Here is a 19,388-nt window from a genome sequence, read left to right on the forward strand (position 1 = left end):
CATTACGGCTCCAGGAGCACCAGATCGTCCCTGTGTACGACCTCGCGTTCGTACGCCGGTCCGAGCTCGCGAGCGAGTTCCCGGGTGGAGCGGCCGATCAGCCGGGGGATCTCCTTGGCGTCGAAGTTGACGAGTCCGCGGGCCACCGGGTGCCCCCGGCCGTCGCGCAGTTCGACGGGGTCGCCGGCGGTGAACTCGCCCTCGACGGCGGCGATGCCGGCCGGCAGCAGCGACTTGCGGCCCTGGACGATCGCGCGGACCGCTCCGTCGTCGAGGGTGAGCGAGCCCTGCGGGGTGGAGGCGTGCTGGAGCCACAGCAGCCGGTCGGCGGAGCGCCTGCCGGTGGGGTGGAAGTAGGTGCCGGTGTCCCCGCCGGTCAGCGCGTCGGCGGCGTGGACCGCGCTGGTGAGCACCACGGGGATGCCGGCGGCTGCCGCGATCCGGGCCGCCTCGACCTTGGTGACCATGCCGCCGGTGCCGACACCGGCCTTTCCGGCGCTGCCGATCTCGATGCCCTCGAGGTCGGCCGGCCCGCGCACCTCCGCTATCCGGGAGGTGCCGGGCCTGCTCGGGTCGCCGTCGTAGACGCCGTCCACGTCGGAGAGGAGCACCAGCAGATCGGCGCGGACCAGGTGGGCGACGAGGGCGGCGAGGCGGTCGTTGTCGCCGAAGCGGATCTCGTCGGTGGCGACGGTGTCGTTCTCGTTGACGACCGGGAGGGCGCCCATCGCGAGCAGCTTGTCGAGGGTGCGGGAGGCGTTGCGGTGGTGCGCGCGCCGGCTGGTGTCGTCACCGGTCAGCAGGACCTGGCCGACACGGACGCCGTAGCGGGCGAAGGAGGCGGTGTAGCGGGCCACCAGCAGGCCCTGGCCGACGCTGGCCGCGGCCTGCTGGCGGGCCAGGTCCCGGGGGCGGCGGCGCAGGCCGAGCGGGGCCAGCCCGGCGGCGATCGCGCCGGAGGAGACCAGGACGACCTCCTTCTCCCCGGCGCCCGCCCGTCGTCCGTCTCCGCCCTCGGCCGAGGCCCTGCGGGCCGGGCCCTGGTTCCGGCTCTTGGCCAGGACGTCGACGAGCGCGTCCACCCGGTCGGCGTCCAGTCCGCCCGACGCGGTGGTCAACGACGAGGAGCCCACCTTGACGACGATCCTGCGGGCCTCGCGCACGGCCTGCCTTGCCCCTGCCACCTTGTTGCCCGTCCCCTCGCATCGGTCCGGCTTCCTGCCCGGATCCACGTGCCGAATCTACGCGAAGAGGTCGATGCGGTGCCTGTCCGTTTCAGCTGACGGACCGGCGCGTGGCGCACCCGGCGGCGCTCGGAGCAGCCGTGCACGCGCAGGGCAGCCGGGCGCGCGGGGCAGCCCCACGGACCCGGAGCAGCCGGGCGCGGGGCAGCCGGGCGCGCCCCGGCCGCACGGCTCAGCCGTGCCGGTGGCGCCACCCCTGCCAGGCGGACTCGATCATCTCGTCCAGGCCGTGGCGGGCCGTCCAGCCCAGTTCCGCGCGGATGCGATCGGCGGAGGCGACGACGCGGGCCGGATCGCCGGGCCGGCGCGCGGTGACCTCCGGGGTGACGTCCTCGTTGCCGGTGACCTTCAGGATGCGGTCCACCATCTGCCGCACCGAACTCCCCTCGCCGCGCCCGATGTTGAGCACGAGGGAAGTGCCCTCCGGCGCCTCGGTCAGGCGCCGTGCCGCCGCCAGGTGCGCGGAGGCGATGTCCTGGACGTGGATGTAGTCACGGACGCAGGTGCCGTCGGGCGTGGCGTAGTCGTCGCCGAAGACGCGGGGCGGCCGGCCCGCCTCGAGCCGTTCGAAGACCATGGGGATCAGGTTGAAGACACCCGCGTCGGACAGTTCGGGCGTGGCGGCTCCGGCGACGTTGAAGTAGCGCAGGGCGGCGGCCTTCAGCCCGTGGGCCCGGGCGGCCGCGGCGATCAGCCACTCGCCGATCAGCTTGGTCTCGCCGTAGGGGCTCATGGGGACGCAGGGGGTGTCCTCGGTGACGAGGTCCACGTCCGGCATGCCGTACACGGCGGCGGAGGAGGAGAAGACGAGCCGGTCGACCCCGGTGGCGGTCATCGCCTCCAGGAGGGTCTGCAGGCCGGTGACGTTCTCCCGGTAGTAATGGAGGGGCCGTTCCACCGACTCCCCCACCTGCTTCTTGGCCGCGATGTGCACGACGCCCACCACGCCGTGGTCGCGGATGGTCTGTTGAAGGAGGGAGCCGTCCAGCACACTGCCCACCACCAGGGGTACGCCCTCGGGCACCCGGTCGGCGCTGCCGGTCGACAGGTCGTCGTAGACGACCACGCGTTCGCCGCCCTCGGTCATGGCACGCACCACATGCGCGCCGATGTATCCGGCGCCGCCCGTGACCAGCCAGCTCATCCTCGTGCCTCCTCGATCCGTGTCACGTTCGTGTCACTGGAAGCACCCTGGTTCATGGTCTGCGGAAAATCGAGTCCGACATTCGACCACAAACACGCTCGAATCAGACGAGGCCAACTGTGAGGAACTTCTCCACTCGACGGGAAGGGTTCAATTGCCGCTTCTGCGCCGGTTCTTCAAGGGGCCGATCGGCCTCCTGAACGTCTCACAACCGGCGCTCACACTAACCAGAGGTGAATCCTTTACGCTGATGCGGCCGGCGCACTTCGGATCCAACGGCAGGCGAAGCGCACCACCCCCACCCCACTCGCGTGATCGGTCTCGGAACAGGTTGTAAGGATGCCCAGACTCTCTCTAGTCGTCCCCGTGTACAAGGTTCAGGGCTACCTCGCCGAGTGCCTGGATTCCGTCCTCGGACAGGACTACACGGACTTCGAGGTCATCGCCGTCGACGACTGCTCACCGGACAGCTCGGGCGCCATTCTTGATCAGTACGCGCGGCGCGACGCTCGCGTTCATGTGATTCACCTCACGGAAAACGTGGGGCTGGGGCGCGCCCGCAACGCCGGGATGGAAAAGGCGCAAGGCGATTACGTCCTGTTCCTCGACAGTGACGACACGCTGGCCGACGGCGCGCTCCGAGCGATATCCGAGCGTCTGGAAGCCACCGGGGATCCCGAAATACTGGTCTACGACTACGCCCGCACCTACTGGGACGGGCGGGTCCGCCCCAACCAGCTGGCCGGCCTGCTCAGCCAGGACGGTCCGAAGGTGTTCCCCCTCGCCGATCGGCCACAGCTGCTCGACCTGCTGCAGATCGTCTGGAACAAGGCCTACCGCCGGGACTTCGTCACCCGCCACGGCCTCACGTTCCCGCCGGGGTACTACGAGGACGCCCCCTGGACCTTCTGTTCCCTCATCAGCGCCGAGCGCATCGCCGTGCTCGACCGGATCTGCGTGCTGTACCGGCAGCGCCGCGAGGGCGGCAACATCCTCAAGACCGTCAGCCGCAAGCACTTCGACGTCTTCGACCAGTACCGCCGGGTCTTCGAGTACATAGACGCCCACCCCGGCCTCGACTCCTGGCGCGATGCGCTGTTCCGCAAGATGGTCGACCACTACCTGACCATCCTGGAGCGCCCGGGCCGTCTGCCGCAGGACGCGCGGGCGGAGTTCTTCCACCGTGCCGCCGCCGACTACCAGGCCCGCGTGCCCGAGGGCTTCCAGCGGCCGGGCGGGGGCCGCGGCCACAAGTACGGAATGATGGAGCGGGACGCGTACACCGCGATGGCCGGTGCCACGGCCGCGGTCAAACTCCGCCAGGCGGTCCGCACCCGCACCCGGACCGTGATCAACCGGTCCAAGCGCAGCGCGATGGGCGTCTTCTACCAGTCCCAGCTGAGGCTGCCGCTGGACGAGAACCTCGCGCTGTTCTCCGCCTATTGGAGCCGCAGCGTCTCCTGCAACCCGGCGGCCGTCGACGCCGAACTGGCCCGTCTCGCCCCGCACATCCGCCGTGTGTGGGCCCTCAAGCCGGAGAGCGCGGACCGGGCGCCCGAGGGCGTGGAGGTCGTCCGGGTCGGCTCCAAGGACTACTGGGCGGCCCTCGCCCGCGCGAAGTACCTCGTCAACAACGTGAACTTCGCCGACGCCGTGGTCAAGCGCGAGGGCCAGGTGCACCTGCAGACTCACCACGGCACGCCGCTGAAGACCATGGGCCTGGACCAGCGCAAGTACCCCGCCTCCACGGACATGGACTTCGACAAGCTCCTGGAGCGCTGCGACCGCTGGGACTTCAGCATCAGCTCCAACCGGTTCTCCACCGCGGTGTGGGAGCGGGTCTACCCCTGCTCCTACGAGTCCCTGGAGACGGGCTACCCGCGCAACGACATCCTCGTGAACGCCACGTCCGACGACGTGCGCCGGGCCCGCAAGGCGCTCGACCTCGCCGACGGCGCCAAGGCGTTCCTCTACATGCCGACCCACCGCGAGTACCAGCCGGGCTTCACGCCCAGCCTGGACCTCGCCCGCCTCGCCGAGGAACTGGGCCCGGACGTCACCCTGCTGGTGCGCGGCCACTACTTCTACGGCAGCTCGCCGCACGTGGCCGAGCTGCGGCGCAGCGGCCGCATCGTCGACGTGTCCGGGCACGCCCGGGTGGAGGAGCTGTACCTCGCCGCGGACGCGCTGATCACGGACTACTCCTCGGCGATGTTCGACTACGCCGTGCTGGACCGGCCGATCATCGTCTTCGCCCCGGACTGGGACATCTACTCCGCCGTCCGCGGCACGTACTTCAACCTGCTGGAGGAGTCGCCGGGCGCGGTGGCCACCTCCCAGGCCGAGCTGATCCGGCTGCTCGGGTCGGACGAGTACGACGGTGAGCGCGCGGCCGAACTCCGTGCCGCCTTCCGGCGCCGCTTCTGCGAGTTCGACGACGGACATGCAGCCGAACGCGTGGTGCGCCGCGTCTTCCTCGGTGAGAAGACCCCGCTGCCCTTCGTCCCGTTCGCCGAGCGTCCCCACGCACCGACCCCCGCACAGGCGCTCGAACTGGTCGAGCGGGCCTGACCCCGGAGAAGGAGACCCACCAAGCCATGGCCCCTCGGCTCAGTGTCATCGTCCCCATGTACGACGTCGAGCGCTATCTGCCGGCCTGTCTCGACTCGCTGGCCGCCCAGACGTTCCAGGACTTCGAGGTCCTGATGGTGGATGACGGTTCACCGGACGGCTCGGCCGCCATAGCCGAGACCTACGCGGAGCGTGACCCGCGGTTCCGGCTGATACGCAAGGAGAACGGGGGTCTGGGGGCCGCCCGCAACACCGGTATCGCCCACATGTCCCCGGAAGCGGAGTTCGTCACCTTCGTCGACAGCGACGACCTGATCCCGCCGGACGCCTACCGCCTCATGGTGGGCAGCCTGGACGAGACCGGCTCGGACTTCGCCACCGGCAACGTGTGGCACCTCAAGGGCGAGAAGTCCTGGCAGGTTCCGCTGATGCGGATGCTCGCCGGCGAGGCCCGCCAGCGCACCCACATATCCCGCTACGCCAAACTCGTCGCCGACCGCATCGCCTGCAACAAGGTGTTCCGCCGCACGTTCTGGGAGAAGCACGGCTTCGCCTTCCCCGAGGGCCGGCTGTACGAGGACACGCCCGTCACCATGCGGGCGCACTACCTCGCCGAGGCCGTCGACGTCATCTCCGAGCCCTGCTACTACTGGCGGCTTCGCGAGGGTGAGTCCGCGCCCTCCATCACGCAGCGCCGCACCGACCCGGCCGGCGTGCGCGACCGCGTCACCTCCGTGCTGGAGATCAGCGACTTCCTGGGCCGGCAGAGCGGCGAGACGTTCGCCCGGCTCAAGCAGGAGTACGACACCCGCGTCCTCCTGGACGACCTGCGGCTGTTCCTCAACGTGGTGCCCGACGGCAGCGAGGAGTACCGAGCCGAGTTCCTGCGGTCGGCCAACCGCTTCATGGACCACATCGACCCCAAGGTCGTCATGGCGCTGCCCGCCCAGGTGCGCGTGCAGTGGCTGCTGGTGCGCAAGCACCAGCTCGACGAGCTGATCACCCTGCTCGCCGGGCAGCGGCGCAAGGAGGCCGTCGAGGTCAGCGGTCTGGTCCGCAAGTACGCCTCCTTCCCCTCGCTGGCCGACGCCCACCTGGACTTCCCCCGCAAGGCGCTGCGCATCGACAAGGACCTGACGATGCGCGCCCCGCTGAGGGAGATCACCTGGTCCGAGGGCAAGCTGGTGCTGTCCGGCAACGCCTGGATCGACAAGATCGACCTGCCGTCCAAGCGCTCCTCGGTGAAGGTCCTGCAGATACGCAAGGACAAGTCGCGCCGCCGTATCGTGCTGCCCGCGCGGAACGTGGAACGCCCCGAGTGCACCACGGACTCCGGGCAGGACCGCTACAACTACGACTGGGCGGGCTGGGAGGTCAGCCTCGACCCGGCGAAGCTGCGCAAGGGCGGTGACTGGCAGGAGGGCCTCTGGCACGTCGGCCTCGGCCTCTACGCCTCCGGCCTGGTGCGCCGCGCGGCCGTGATGTCCAGCGGCGGCGCCGCCTGCAACTTCCCGCCCTACCAGTGGCTGAGCCCCGACTTCAGGCTGCTGCCCTCCGTGGAGCGCGGCGCGCTCAAGCTGCGGGTGGAGAAGGTCCGGACGCTGATCACCGGGCGGACGCTTCAGGACGACCGGCTGAAGATCACCGGCGAGATCCGGGTGCCGCTCGCCGCGGGCGAGCAGGTGGTGCTCCGGGTGAAGAACCAGAAGGGCGCCGAGATACACGAGTACCCGGTGACCCTGACCGAGGAGGGCGGCACGCGCCGCTTCTCGGCCGAGGTCCCGGTGGCGGACGTGGCCCTGGTGTTCCACGAGGGCGTCGACGCCAAGGCGCAGCCGGAGAGCCGTACCTGGTCCACCGTGCTGGTCGCGCGGGACCCGCAGGGCGCCGAGCGGCAGTTCAGCACCGTGCTGCAGGAGGGCCTGGCCGACGCGCGGTACAACCTGCCCGCGTCGATGGGCGCGCAGGCCGAACTGTGCGAGCTGGCCGTGATCGGCGGCCACAACGGCTACCTGAAGTTCGCCGGCCGCACCCGCCGCGCCACGATCGACCGGGTGGACCTGGGCGACAACGGCATCGTCATCACCGGACACACCGACCCCCGCCTGGCCGGGGCCAGGTTCCTGCTCAAGCCCCGCGCCCGGTTCGAGGAGCGCTTCGTCGAGACGCGGTGGTTCGAGGACGGCCGCTTCGAGGTCGCCTTCGACCCCTCCCGGCTCGGCGGCAACAACGACGTCCCGCTGCGCGCGGGCCGCTGGAACCTCTTCCTGCGCCCCGCCGACGGCCAGGGGCCCGACGTCGCCTTCGTCACCGACCGGCTCGCGGCAGCGCAGTTCCCGCTGCGCGCGGAACTGAACGGGCGCCGCTACTGGCTGGAGAACCGCTGGGCGGACTTCCCGCAGCTGAACTGCCGCTCGGAGCTGGACGACCTGGAGCGCGGCCCGTACCGCCAGAAGCAGCTGCGCACCGAGCTGTACCAGCCGCTGCGCCGCCAGCCGCTGAAGGACCAGGTCTTCTACCTCAGCTACAACGGCAAGCAGTTCTCCGACAGCCCGCGCGCGATGTACGAGGAGCTGAAGAGCCGGGGCTCGGACCTGAAGCACCTGTGGGCCGTGCGCGACGGGCAGGTCATCCTGCCCGAGGGCGTGGAGCGGGTACGGATGTGGGGCCGCGAGTGGTACGAGGCGCTGGCCTCCAGTCGCTACATCGTCACCAACGGCCACCTGCCGGACTGGATCGAGCGGCGGCCCGGTCAGGTCATCGTGCAGACCTGGCACGGCACGATGCTGAAGAAGATCGGCCACGACATCGACACCCTGCACTTCGACCGCCGCTACCAGGAGAAGCTGGCGCTGGAGGCCAAGCAGTGGAGCATGGTGGTCTCCTCCAACCGCTTCAGCACGCCGATCCTCAAGCGTGCCTTCTCCTACGACGGTGAGATCCTCGAGGCGGGCTACCCCCGCAACGACTACCTGTACTCGCCGGACAAGGACGCCATCGCCGAGCGGGTGAAGAAGCGGCTCGGCCTGCCCGAGGGCAAGAAGATCGTGCTGTACGCGCCCACCTGGCGGGACGACCAGTCGCACAGCCAGGGCCAGTACCTGTTCGACCTCAGGATCGATCTGGAGGACGCGCAGCGGCGCCTGGGCGACGACCACGTCCTGCTCATCCGCCGCCACTCCAACGTGGTGGACGCGGTGCCCGGCGCGGGCAACGGCTTCGTGTGGGACGCGTCTGAGTACCCCGACATCGCGGACCTCTACGTCGCGGCCGACATCATGATCACGGACTACTCCTCGGTCATGTTCGACTACGCGCACCTGAAGCGGCCGATGCTGTTCTTCACCTACGACCTGGAGCACTACCGGGACACCCTGCGCGGCTTCTACTTCGACTTCGAGCAGGACTCCCCCGGGCCGCTCGTCTTCACCTCCAAGGAGCTGGTCGACGCGATCCGGGACATCGACACGGTCTCGGCGGAGTACAAGGAGCGCTTCGACCGCTTCCACCACCTCTTCTGCGACCTGGACGACGGCCACGCCTCCGCGCGGGTCGTGGACCGGATGCTGGAGCAGGCCAAGGAGGTCTGAGCCGGCCGACGGCAAAGGGGCGGGGCCCGGAGGATTTCCCTCCGGGCCCCGCCCCTTTGCCGCCGCCGTCCCGCCCTTCGCCGCCACGCGCCCCCTGTCGTCGCAGGGACGCCGCCGCGGGCCCGGGCGGCGGCTCACATCCGTACGGTCTTCACCGCGAACTGGTGCAGCACCGTGAAGTAGGGCCGCAGTTCCGTCTTCTTCGGCCGGGGCACCTCGGGTGTGGCGCCCAGGGTGCGCCGCGCCTTGCGCACGGCGCGGCTCACCACGGACGGCGCCCCGGCCGCGGGCTCGGTGATCATGGGCCGCGGGAAGGTGAACACGTCGGTCGTCTTCAGCACGTCGGTGGCCAGCTTGGCCAGGGCCACCCTGGGCGCCCCGTCCGCCGGGCGGAGCCAGAGGTCCCAGATGACCTCCTTGTCCTCCTCGTCGGTGTGCCGGTCCACCAGGGTCCGGCAGTCGATCACCGCGGCGGCCGTGCCGTCGCCCTCCGCCCGCACCGGGAAGGCCAGCACGCGCTCCTTGTCCCGCCGGTGCACGGCCTCCACCACCGCGCCCGCACCCAGCGCGGCTCCCCACAGGTCCGCGCGAACCCGGATGGCCTCCTGGTCCACCTGCACGGGACCGACCTCCGCGTGCACCTCGCGCAGCGCGCTGCGCACCCGCAGCCGGCCGTCGTCGTGCCAGTGCGGCAGCAGCAGCGCCAGCGGGTGGGCGCCGGCCCGGGGCAGTTCCACGGCGAGCAGGTCGCGGGTGTCGCAGCCGTAGCCGTCGGTGGTCAGCGGAACCTCGGTGCCGGACGGGGTGACGAGGAACGTCTCCCAGGTGCCGTGCGTCAGACCGGCGTCCCAGGGGACGAGGGCCCGGCCGTCCGCGGACAGCGCGAAGCGGCGCTCCTCGGGGTCCTTGCCGCCGCGGCGCAGCGCCAGTTCGGCGCCCCGGGCCTGCTCGGGCAGCGGGCCCACGCCGATGTGCACGCTGCCGCTGGTGTCGACCCGGGCGGTGGCGTGCCTCGGCAGTGCCTTGCGGGCGAGGGCCCGCTCCAGAATCGCCTCGAAGCGCTCCCGGCCGGCGGTCTCGTGGAACCGCTCGGCGTTGCGCACTCCGTTCTCGGACATCTTCGCCCGCAGCCCGTCGTCCCGGATCAGGCGCAGGATCGCCTGGGCCATGGCGTCGACGTCGCCGCGGGGGACGATCAGGCCGTCCTGGCCGTCGGTGAGGATGTTGCGCGGGCCGTGGTCGGCGTCGGTGCTGACGACGGGCAGACCGGCGGCCATCGCCTCCACGAGGACGTTGCCGAACGCCTCCCGCTTGGACGGCAGGACGAAGATCGACGCCTTGCCGAACTCGGGGCTGACCGGGGCGACCTGACCCATCAGCAGGATGCTGTTGGACAGCCCGAGCTCGTTGATGCGGGCCTTCAGCTTCTTCTTCTCGGCCCCGTCGCCGTAGATGCGCAGCGTCCAGTCCGGCGCCTGGGGGTGGATCTTGGCGAAGGCCTCGACGAGGAGCGCGTGGTTCTTGTTGTCGCTGAGGTGGCCGGCGGAGATGACGACCTTGTTGGTGCCCCGGGAGCGGACCGGCGCGGCGGGAACGCAGTTGGGCATGACCGCCAGCCGGTCCCTGACCGCGGGCACCTGCCGCCCGATGCTCTCGACCTCTTCCGGCGTGAGCGCAGTCAGCGCGTCCAGCGACAGATAGGCCTTGAACAGCCGGGGCTTGATGTCGTGCGCGTAGATGGACGGCATCGAGTGCTCCTGGGCGACCTTGAGATAGGTGCCCTGGGCGTGCGCCAGCATGATGGTGTTGCGGGGGCTGGAACTGACCACCACGTCGGCGTCGGTGGTGGCCAGGTACTCCAGCAGGCGCAGCTCGGCGAGGCGGCTGACCACCGGCTTCTTCGCGCCCGCGTTCGGGTGGTAGACCAGCGGGAACTTCTCCACCAGCGGGTCGTCCAGGTCGCTGACCGGCGAGTGCGGGCGCAGATCGCTCAGCACCCGGACCGACACACGGGGGTCGAGGGGGAAGTACGACTCGTCGCGCACCTTGCGCAGTGCGACGATCTCCACCTCGTGCTTCTCGGCGAGCGCTCCCGCGAGGTTCTGCGTGGCGCTCACCACGCCCCCCATATGACACAGGTCACGAACCAGGAATGCGATCTTCACTGTGTGTTTTCCCCATCCAGGCGCCGCGCGCCGAGCCGTCCTTGGCGGTGATCCGGCCCGTTAGACATGGCAGGGGGACGAAGGGTTGTTCACCGGCCGGTCACAATCGGGCCACACCCGCGAGGCGTACCGCGGCTCGGCCCGATCCGAACCGCGGAACCCGGACGGCCGCACCCGGGCCCACCTGGTACGGCCGTCCGGACAGCCGCACCGGACCCACCGGGCAACCGGCCGGGACCGGGCGGCCGAGCCGCTCTAGAACGGCTCGAAGTCGTCGTACTCCCGCTCGGACTCGTCCCGTTCGGCCTGGCGGTCGCGGCGGCGCTGCGCGGCCGGGCGTACACCCTCGAAGCGGTGGTCCTCACCGCGGCGGCCGAGCATCTCCGCGCCCGCCGTCACCGAGGGCTCCCAGTCGAAGACGACCGCGTTGTCCTCGGGGCCGATGGCGACGCCGTCGCCGACCCGGGCGCCCGCCTTCATCAGCTCCTCCTCGACGCCGAGGCGGTTCAGCCGGTCGGCGAGGTAGCCGACGGCCTCGTCGTTGTTGAAGTCCGTCTGGCGCACCCAGCGTTCGGGCTTCTCGCCCCGCACCCGGAACAGCGGCTCGCCGCCGACCTCCTCGCGACTGACGGTGAAGCCGGCCTCGTCGACGGCCTTCGGGCGGATGACGATCCGCGTCACCTCCTCCTTCGGCCGGGCGGCACGCGCCTTCGCGACCAGGTCGGCAAGCGCGTACGACAGCTCCTTCAGCCCGGTGTGCGCGACCGCGGACACCTCGAAGACGCGGTAGCCGCGGGCCTCGAGGTCGGGCCGGACCATGTCGGCGAGATCCTTGCCGTCGGGCACGTCGATCTTGTTCAGGACGACGATGCGCGGACGGTCGTCCAGGCCGCCGTACTGCCGCAGCTCCTCCTCGATGACGTCGAGGTCGGAGGCCGGGTCGCGGTCGGACTCCAGGGTCGCCGTGTCGAGCACGTGCACGAGGACGCTGCACCGCTCCACGTGCCGCAGGAACTCCAGGCCCAGCCCCTTGCCCCGGCTGGCACCCGGGATCAGGCCGGGCACGTCGGCGATGGTGTAGACGGTCGAACCGGCCGTCACCACGCCCAGGTTCGGGACGAGCGTCGTGAACGGATAGTCGGCGATCTTCGGCTTGGCCGCGCTCAGCACGGAGATCAGCGAGGACTTGCCGGCGCTGGGGTAGCCCACCAGTGCCACGTCGGCGACGGTCTTCAGCTCCAGGACGATGTCCCCGAGGTCGCCGGGCTCGCCGAGCAGCGCGAAGCCGGGCGCCTTGCGCCGCGCCGAGGCCAGCGCGGCGTTGCCGAGGCCGCCCCGGCCGCCCTGCGCGGCGACGTAGGAGGTGCCGTGGCCGACCAGGTCGGCGAGCACGTTGCCCGCCTTGTCCAGCACGACCGTGCCGTCCGGCACCGGCAGCACCAGGTCGTCGCCGTCCTTGCCGGAGCGGTTGCCGCCCTCGCCGGGCTTGCCGTTGGTGGCCTTGCGGTGCGGCGAGTGGTGGTACTCGAGCAGCGTGGTGACCGACTGGTCGACGGTCAGGATCACATCGCCGCCGCGGCCGCCGTTGCCGCCGTCCGGGCCGCCCAGCGGCTTGAACTTCTCGCGGTGTACGGAGGCACAGCCGTGGCCTCCGTTACCCGCGGCGACATGCAGTTCGACGCGGTCCACGAAGGTGGTCATGGTGGGGTGCCTCCAGAACTTCGGGAATGTCTCTTGGGTAACACGCGAAAGGCGGACCCGCCTTCCCCGACCGGGAAGTGAGGTCCGCCTCGCGAAGGTCTCCGGTCAGCCGACCGGAACGATGTTCACGACCTTGCGGCCACGGTGGGTGCCGAACTCCACCGCACCGGCCTGCAGCGCGAACAGCGTGTCGTCGCCGCCACGGCCGACGCCGGCGCCGGGGTGGAAGTGGGTGCCGCGCTGGCGGACCAGGATCTCACCCGCGTTCACGACCTGACCGCCGAAGCGCTTCACGCCGAGCCGCTGGGCGTTGGAGTCGCGACCGTTCCGGGTGGACGATGCGCCCTTCTTGTGTGCCATGTCTCTTCAGTCCCTTACTTCGCAGCCGTGGGGATCGACGTGACCTTGATCGCCGTGTACTGCTGGCGGTGGCCCTGCCGACGGCGGTAGCCGGTCTTGTTCTTGTAGCGCAGAATGTCGATCTTCTGGCCCTTGTGGTGGTCCACGACCTCGGCCTGGACCTTGATGCCGGCCAGCACCCACGGGTCGCTGGTCACAGCGTCGCCGTCGACGACGAGCAGGGTCGAGAGCTCGACCGTGTCGCCCACCTTGGCAGTGGAAATCTTGTCAACCTCAACGATGTCGCCGACAGCAACCTTGTGCTGGCGACCACCGCTGCGCACGATGGCGTACACGCGGATCTCACTCTCTCGCTCGGGAACGGCACCCCCGCAGTCCAGCCGCCCGGCGTCGGACGCGAACGGCCTCTCCCAGGGCACGACCCGTGTCCGGGGTGTCCGGGAGGAAGAGGTTTACGGGGATGTGGCGTGCCACTCGACACGCCGACGGTCAAGGTTACGGGGCCTGTCCGGCAGGGGTCAAACCGACCCGGCCGTCCCGGACGCCGTGGCCCTGCCCGCAGGGGGCAGGGCCACCTCGCGCCGGTGACCGGGCCGGCCCGGATCAGCCCTCGTCGGTCGAGGCCGAGACGGACGGCAGCGACTGCTGAGCCGCCGCGGTCTTCTTCGCCGTGGCCTTCTTGGCGGCGGTCTTCGTGGCCGCCGTCTTCTTCGTGGCCGCCGTCTTCTTGGTGGCGGCCTTCTTCGCCGTGGCCTTCTTGGCGGCGGTCTTCGTGGCCGCCGTCTTCTTCGTGGCGGCCTTCTTCGCCGTGGCCTTCTTGGCGGTCTTGCGGGCCGTCTTCTTGGCCGCGGCGGCCTCCTCGGCCGGCTCCGCGCCCTCGGCCGCCGGTTCGGCCGCCTCCTCGGCAGCAGGCGCCTCGCCGGCCTCCTCCTGCGCCGGGGCCGACGGGACGACCACGACGGCCGTCTCCTCGGACGCGGTCGGCGCGGTGGCCTTGCGCACGGCGCGACGGCGCGGACGGGCCGGGGCGGCCGGCTCGGCGACGGCCTCGGCCTGCTCCGCCTGCGGGGCCTCGGCTTCCGGGGCCTGTTCCGCCGGGGCCGTCGGCGCGGACTCCGGCACCGTCACCACGGCCGCCTCGGCCCCCGCGGGGGAACCGGCCGGCGCCGACACGTTGCGGGTCGCGCGACGGCGCGTACGGCCCTTGGGCGCGGCCTCCTCGGCGGCAGGCGCCTCGGTGACGACCGGGTCCTCGACGGCCACGGGTTCGGCCTTCGCCTCGGCGGCCGGCTCCGGACGCACCGGGCGCTCGGCCTCCTGAGCGGCGGTGACGTCCTGGGCCGTGGGCGCCGGGGCAGCCGAACGGCCACCGTCGGCCATCGCCTTCGGCGCGCCCGCGGGAGCGGACGCCCGGCGGCTCGCCCGGCGCCGGCCCCGGCCGCGACCCGCCGCGGCCTCCGCCTCGGCGACGCTGCTGTACAGCTCCTCGTCCGGGGCGATCTCCGGCGCGGGCAGCGCCACCGGCTCGGCGACCTCGGCCTCGGCCTCGGCCTCCGCCTCCTCCTCGGCGGTCGGGACGGCGACCTCCGTGGCCGCGGTCACGGCCTCGTGCTCGTGCGGCTGCTCGGCACCGGCGCGGGCGCGCTTGCGGCGCTTGCCGGCCCCGGCACCCGCGGCAGCGCCCTGGTCCAGGTGGACGATGACACCGCGGCCGTTGCAGTGGACACAGGTCTCGGAGAAGGACTCCAGCAGACCCTGGCCGACCCGCTTGCGCGTCATCTGCACCAGGCCCAGCGAGGTCACCTCGGCCACCTGGTGCTTCGTACGGTCGCGGCCCAGGCACTCCAGCAGACGGCGCAGCACCAGATCGCGGTTGGACTCCAGGACCATGTCGATGAAGTCGATCACGATGATGCCGCCGAGGTCGCGCAGCCGCAGTTGACGCACGATCTCCTCGGCCGCCTCCAGGTTGTTCCTGGTGACCGTCTCCTCCAGGTTGCCGCCCTGGCCGGTGAACTTGCCGGTGTTGACGTCGATGACGACCATCGCCTCGGTCCGGTCGATCACCAGCGAACCGCCGCTGGGCAGCCAGACCTTGCGGTCCAGCGCCTTGGCGAGCTGCTCGTCGATCCGGTACGTGGCGAAGACGTCGACCTCGCTGGTCCAGCGCGACAGACGCGGGGCGAGGTCCGGCGCGACGTGCGAGACGTAGCCGTGGACGGTGTCCCAGGCCTCGTCACCGCTGACGATGACCTTGGAGAAGTCCTCGTTGAAGATGTCGCGCACGACCCGGACGGTCATGTCCGGCTCGCCGTAGAGCAGCGACGGGGCGCTGGAGCCGTTCTTGGCCTTCTTCTGGATGTCCTCCCACTGCGCCTGGAGCCGCTCGACGTCCCGGCGCAGCTCGTCCTCGCTCGCGCCCTCGGCGGCGGTGCGCACGATGACGCCCGCGTCCTCGGGGACGATCTTCTTGAGGATGGTCTTCAGCCGGGCCCGCTCGGTGTCGGGCAGCTTGCGGCTGATGCCGGTCATCGAGCCCTCGGGGACGTACACGAGGTAGCGGCCCGGGAGGGAGACCTGGCTGGTCAGGCGCGCGCCCTTGTGGCCGATCGGGTCCTTGGTGACCTGCACCAGGACCGACTGGCCGGACTTCAGGGCGGACTCGATCCGGCGCGGCCCGTTGGCCATGCCGAGCGCCTCGAAGTTCACTTCACCGGCGTACAGGACGGCGTTGCGCCCCTTGCCGATGTCGATGAAGGCGGCCTCCATCGACGGCAGCACGTTCTGGACCTTGCCCAGGTAGACGTTGCCGACGTACGAGGTGGCCTGCTCCTTGTTGACGTAGTGCTCGACGAGCACGCCGTCCTCGAGCACGCCGATCTGCGTGCGCTCGCCGTGCTGGCGCACGACCATCACGCGCTCGACGGCCTCGCGCCGGGCCAGGAACTCGGCCTCGGTGATGATCGGGACGCGGCGGCGGCCCTGCTCGCGGCCCTCGCGGCGGCGCTGCTTCTTGGCCTCCAGCCGGGTCGAGCCCTTGATGGACTGCACCTCGTCGGAGGGGTGCTCGTTCTTCTCCTTCTTGCGCGGCTCGCGGACCTTGACGACGGTGCGCTCGGGGTCGTCGGAGGACGGCTCAGCGTCCACGCCGGTGTCACCGGCCCGGCGACGGCGGCGGCGACGGCGGCGGCTGCTGGTGCCGCCGCCCGCGCCGGCACCCGAGTGCTCCTCGTCCCCGGCGCCCTCCTCGGCCGCCTCCTCGATGTCCTCCTCGAGCTGCTCGGCGGTGTCCTCGGCGTCCTGCGCGGCCTGGGCGGCGGCGAGTTCGGTGGTCTCCTCCGGCTCCTCCTCGCCACCGGCCTCCGCGGTCTCGCCCCGGCGACGGCGACGGCCTCCACGGCGACGGCGGCGCCGGGACCCGGTCTCCTCGCCCTCTTCCTCGGCGATCTCGTCGGCCGGCTCGGACTCCGCCTCCTCGGCCTCCTCCTCGGCGGGGACGGCGGCCTCGGCCTCGGGCTCCTCGCCGGCGCCGTCACCCCGGCGACGACGGCGACGGCGCGTCCCGGTCTGCTCGGCCTGCTCGGCCCGCTCCTCCGGGAACTCCTCCGGCTCCTCGCTCTCCTCCGCCTCGGCGGCCTCGGCGGCCGCTTCGGCGGCGGCCCGCTGCGGGGTCTGGAACTTCGGCTCGGTGAAGACGGGCGGCTGGAAGACGGCGACGGCCGGCCGCGCCGGACGGCGCGGTCCCTCGGCCTCGGCGGCCGGGGCCTCCACGGCGGCGGGCTGCTGGGCGGGCTCGGAGAACCCGGTCGCGGCACGGCGCACGGCCCGGCGCCGTCCGCGCCGCGGCGCGGGCTCCTCGGCGGGCTTGGTGTCGACGGCCTCAGGGACCTCAGCGACGTCAGGAGCCTCCGCAGCAGTCGCGGCCGGTGCCGCCGGCTCGATCAACTCGTCCTCGGGGGCGCCGGCGGGCGCCGACACGCGGCGGGTGGCACGACGGCGGGTACGCGGCGGTGCGACTTCCTCCACCTCTTCGGCGGCCGGAGCGGCGGGCTCGGCAGCGACGGGTTCCGGTTCGGCGGTCTCGGCGGGGGCCTGCGCGGCCTCGGCCACGGACGCGCTCACCGAACCCGTCTCCGCGCCCTCGGGCGCGGACGCACGGCGCGTGGCACGGCGGCGCGTACGACGCGGAGCCGCCTCCTCGGCGGCGGGCGCTTCCTCGACGGCGGGCGTCTCTTCCGCGGCCGTCCCGGCGGTGGTCTCCACCGGTGCGGCGGCCTCGGCGGGCTGCGGCGTACCGGTGGGCGCGGAGGCGCGACGACTCGTACGACGGGCAGGCGCGGGCGCCTCGGCAGCCGCGGGCTCGCCCTCGTCGGCCGTCTCGGCAACCGCGGCGGTCTCGGCGGGCGCCGCGCTCGCGGCGGCCTGCGGCGCACCGGCGGGCGCGGAGGCCCGGCGACGCGTACGACGCGCGGGCGCGGACTCGGCAGCGGCCGGCTCGGCCTGCACAGGGGCCTCGGCGGCCACGACGGTCTCGGCGGCCTGGGCGGACGCCTCGGTCCCGGTGGGCGTGGAGACGCTGCGCGTGGCACGGCGGCGGGTACGCCGAGGCGCGGCGGCCTCTCCGCTCTCCACGGTTCCGGCGGACGTCTCGGCGGCCTCGACGGCCGGCGTCGCGTCGGCGGTCACCGGCACGACGGTCTCTGCGGCGTCCACCGCCGCGGCCGTGGGCGCCCCGGACGGCGCGGAGGCCCGGCGGCGCGTACGACGCGCGGGCGCGGGCTCGGCGACGGCCTCGGCCGCCTCTTCGGTCTCGACGGCCTCCGCGGTCTCGCTCTCCGGCCGCGCCACGGGCTCCGTCGTCCGTGCCGCGGCCTCGGTGGTCTCGGCAGGCGCTATGGCCGGTGTGGTGAGCTCGGCCGACGCCTCGGGGGCGGCGGCGGTGCCGGCGGGTGGACCCGCCGGTCGGGAGGCGGCACGGCGCCGACGACGCGGCGGCAGGGTGTCGCTGGGGGTGTTCAGTTCTTCGGAGCCCTGGGCGGGCTCGTTCGGTCCGAGCATGCGGGCGTATCTCCCGTCAGGCTCCCGGGCGCCGCGCTGGTCCGGCGCCGATCGGATTCGATCGAACGCCGTTGACGTCCACGGCCACGCGGTTGCGCGATGACCGCCGTCCGGGGCGCGGGCGCCGCACGGGAGCTCTCTGTGTCCTGTCTCGCCGGTTCCGTACGCCTTGTCGCTTACGGCCTGGCGAAAGTCTTCTGGTCGGTGCGCTGCCCGACCCAGGTGGCTCCCGAGTACGAGGGCGGCGCTTCGACGTCCGTCCCTACGGAACCTTCCCTAAGCCGACGCCTTCGCGGCGGCAGCGTCGCCGCCCCCTACTGAAGCGGCTGGGGCGGCCGGTTCTGCCTCGCGGTCGGGCGCGAGCGGGTCGGTCACCGTGCCGGTCTCTTCATCGAGCAGCCCCTGCGCCAGCCTGGTCACCGCTGCGGGGACCGGCGGCGCCAGGTCGGCCACGGCGCGGAGACCGGACAGGACGTCGTCGGGTCGTACGGCAGGCGTCACGTGCCGAACAACCAGGCGCAGTATCGCACAGGGCTGGTTGGTCGGCCTATCAGCTGCCGGACGATGCGTGTGCGCGCTCTGCAGGCTCACGACCGCCGGGCGGGCGTCGAAGGTGCGCACGCCGTTCTTGGTCAGGCGCTGCACCTCGACCGCCTCGGCGCCGTTGAAGGCCGCGACCGCGCGTTCGGCCTCGGCCGGGTCCACGCCGTTCAGCCGCAGCTCCCACACGGAAGCCTCCAGCCGGTCGGCGAGTCCCGGCGTACGGGCCTCGACCGCCTCGACGATGTCCAGCCCGGCGGGCATCGACTCGTCGAGGAGGACACGCAGCCGCTCGGGGTCGCGGGACGCGGCGAGCGCGATCTCCAGGTACTCCGCCTCACTGCCCGTGCCGGTGGGTGCGGCATTGGCGTAGGAGACCTTCGGGTGCGGAGTGAACCCCGCCGAGTACGCCATCGGCACCTCGGCACGGCGCAGCGCACGCTCGAAGGCGCGCTGGAAGTCACGGTGGCTGGTGAACCGGAGGCGGCCGCGCTTGGTGTAGCGCAGTCGGATGCGCTGCACCGCGGGTGCGGGCGGCGGGCCTTCGGGTTGTCGCTTGCCCAGTGTCGTTCAGTCCTTCGTGAGAGCGGTCCTACTGCTACCAAGAGTACGTGGGTCGCGCCCCGAGGGTTCCCGGCGGTCCGCCGCGACCGGCTGCCGGGGCTCGCCGAAGAGCATCCTCCTGAAGTCGGCGCGGGCCTGCCGCACGGTCTCGCGGGCGAAGGCCAGCGTCTGCCGGACGACCCGCCCCACGCCGCGCGCGGCCTCGGCGGCGGGCCGCAGGACGTGGTCGCGTACGACGTGCCCGACCGGGGTGAGGACCGTGCGGTACACCCAGCGCAGCGGCTCGACGAAGATCCACCGGAAGAGGGTCGCGAGCGCCCGCCCGACGGCGCGCGAGATCCGCCCCGCGACCCGCCAGGCGTGCCCGAGCGCCTCCCCGATCTCCCGGGCGACGACGGCCAGGGCCCGGCCGACGGGGGCGAGAACCCAGCGCCACAGGGCGAGGGCCGGC

The 19,388-nt window shown here is 72.1% G+C and carries 10 protein-coding genes and 1 pseudogene; 2 read left to right on the forward strand and 9 right to left on the reverse strand.

Going from position 1 to position 19,388, the window contains the following annotated elements; all coding sequences use genetic code 11:
• Window positions 1-2: 2 nt before the first annotated feature.
• Both proB and galE read right to left on the reverse strand, forming a co-directional pair.
• On the reverse strand, window positions 3-1,184 hold the full coding sequence (gene proB / locus ACWDUZ_RS14785) for a glutamate 5-kinase (RefSeq protein WP_451632194.1): 1,182 nt from the start codon (window positions 1,182-1,184) through the stop codon (window positions 3-5).
• A 232-nt stretch (window positions 1,185-1,416) separates the two neighbouring features.
• Window positions 1,417-2,388, reverse strand: a complete 972-nt coding sequence (gene galE / locus ACWDUZ_RS14790) for a UDP-glucose 4-epimerase GalE (RefSeq protein ID WP_451632195.1) — start codon at window positions 2,386-2,388, stop codon at window positions 1,417-1,419.
• Between the two features lie 339 nt (window positions 2,389-2,727).
• Here galE and ACWDUZ_RS14795 point away from each other — a divergent pair, with 339 nt between their 5' ends.
• Together ACWDUZ_RS14795 and ACWDUZ_RS14800 are read left to right on the forward strand one after the other, a co-directional pair.
• A complete protein-coding gene (locus ACWDUZ_RS14795; RefSeq protein ID WP_451632196.1) occupies window positions 2,728-4,959 on the forward strand; it encodes a bifunctional glycosyltransferase/CDP-glycerol:glycerophosphate glycerophosphotransferase in 2,232 nt (743 codons plus the stop codon).
• Window positions 4,960-4,985: 26 nt separating this feature from the next.
• Window positions 4,986-8,549, forward strand: a complete 3,564-nt coding sequence (locus tag ACWDUZ_RS14800) for a bifunctional glycosyltransferase/CDP-glycerol:glycerophosphate glycerophosphotransferase (RefSeq protein WP_451632197.1) — start codon at window positions 4,986-4,988, stop codon at window positions 8,547-8,549.
• Between the two features lie 134 nt (window positions 8,550-8,683).
• Here the strand turns inward: ACWDUZ_RS14800 and ACWDUZ_RS14805 are convergent, their stop codons facing one another.
• The 7 genes and pseudogenes from ACWDUZ_RS14805 to ACWDUZ_RS14835 all read right to left on the reverse strand — a co-directional run.
• On the reverse strand, window positions 8,684-10,666 hold the full coding sequence (locus tag ACWDUZ_RS14805; RefSeq protein ID WP_451632198.1) for a glycosyltransferase family 4 protein: 1,983 nt from the start codon (window positions 10,664-10,666) through the stop codon (window positions 8,684-8,686).
• A gap of 303 nt (window positions 10,667-10,969) precedes the next feature.
• Window positions 10,970-12,415, reverse strand: a complete 1,446-nt coding sequence (gene obgE, locus ACWDUZ_RS14810) for a GTPase ObgE (RefSeq protein WP_451632199.1) — start codon at window positions 12,413-12,415, stop codon at window positions 10,970-10,972.
• Window positions 12,416-12,520: 105 nt separating this feature from the next.
• Complete coding sequence (rpmA, locus tag ACWDUZ_RS14815; protein WP_094221167.1) at window positions 12,521-12,775, reverse strand: 50S ribosomal protein L27; 255 nt, start codon at window positions 12,773-12,775, stop codon at window positions 12,521-12,523.
• 14 nt (window positions 12,776-12,789) lie between these two features.
• The gene (rplU, locus tag ACWDUZ_RS14820; protein ID WP_009188585.1) at window positions 12,790-13,110 is read right to left on the reverse strand and encodes a 50S ribosomal protein L21; all 321 of its coding nucleotides are present in this window, start codon (window positions 13,108-13,110) and stop codon (window positions 12,790-12,792) included.
• A 268-nt stretch (window positions 13,111-13,378) separates the two neighbouring features.
• Complete coding sequence (locus ACWDUZ_RS14825; RefSeq protein WP_451632200.1) at window positions 13,379-17,833, reverse strand: Rne/Rng family ribonuclease; 4,455 nt, start codon at window positions 17,831-17,833, stop codon at window positions 13,379-13,381.
• A 276-nt stretch (window positions 17,834-18,109) separates the two neighbouring features.
• Complete coding sequence (locus tag ACWDUZ_RS14830; protein WP_451632201.1) at window positions 18,110-18,895, reverse strand: TIGR03936 family radical SAM-associated protein; 786 nt, start codon at window positions 18,893-18,895, stop codon at window positions 18,110-18,112.
• A gap of 48 nt (window positions 18,896-18,943) precedes the next feature.
• A pseudogene (locus ACWDUZ_RS14835) lies at window positions 18,944-19,388 on the reverse strand (hypothetical protein); the annotation flags it as partial.

It is taken from the genome of Streptomyces sp. NPDC003393 (assembly GCF_053589015.1).

Bases quoted from the DNA above. Each gene is read 5' to 3' on its own strand.
- galE (WP_451632195.1), bottom strand. From the start codon at position 2,388: ATGAGCTGGCTGGTCACGGGCGGCGCCGGATACATCGGCGCGCATGTG.
- ACWDUZ_RS14795 (WP_451632196.1), top strand. From the start codon at position 2,728: ATGCCCAGACTCTCTCTAGTCGTCCCCGTGTACAAGGTTCAGGGCTAC.
- ACWDUZ_RS14800 (WP_451632197.1), top strand. From the start codon at position 4,986: ATGGCCCCTCGGCTCAGTGTCATCGTCCCCATGTACGACGTCGAGCGC.
- obgE (WP_451632199.1), bottom strand. From the start codon at position 12,415: ATGACCACCTTCGTGGACCGCGTCGAACTGCATGTCGCCGCGGGTAAC.
- rpmA (WP_094221167.1), bottom strand. From the start codon at position 12,775: ATGGCACACAAGAAGGGCGCATCGTCCACCCGGAACGGTCGCGACTCC.
- ACWDUZ_RS14825 (WP_451632200.1), bottom strand. From the start codon at position 17,833: ATGCTCGGACCGAACGAGCCCGCCCAGGGCTCCGAAGAACTGAACACC.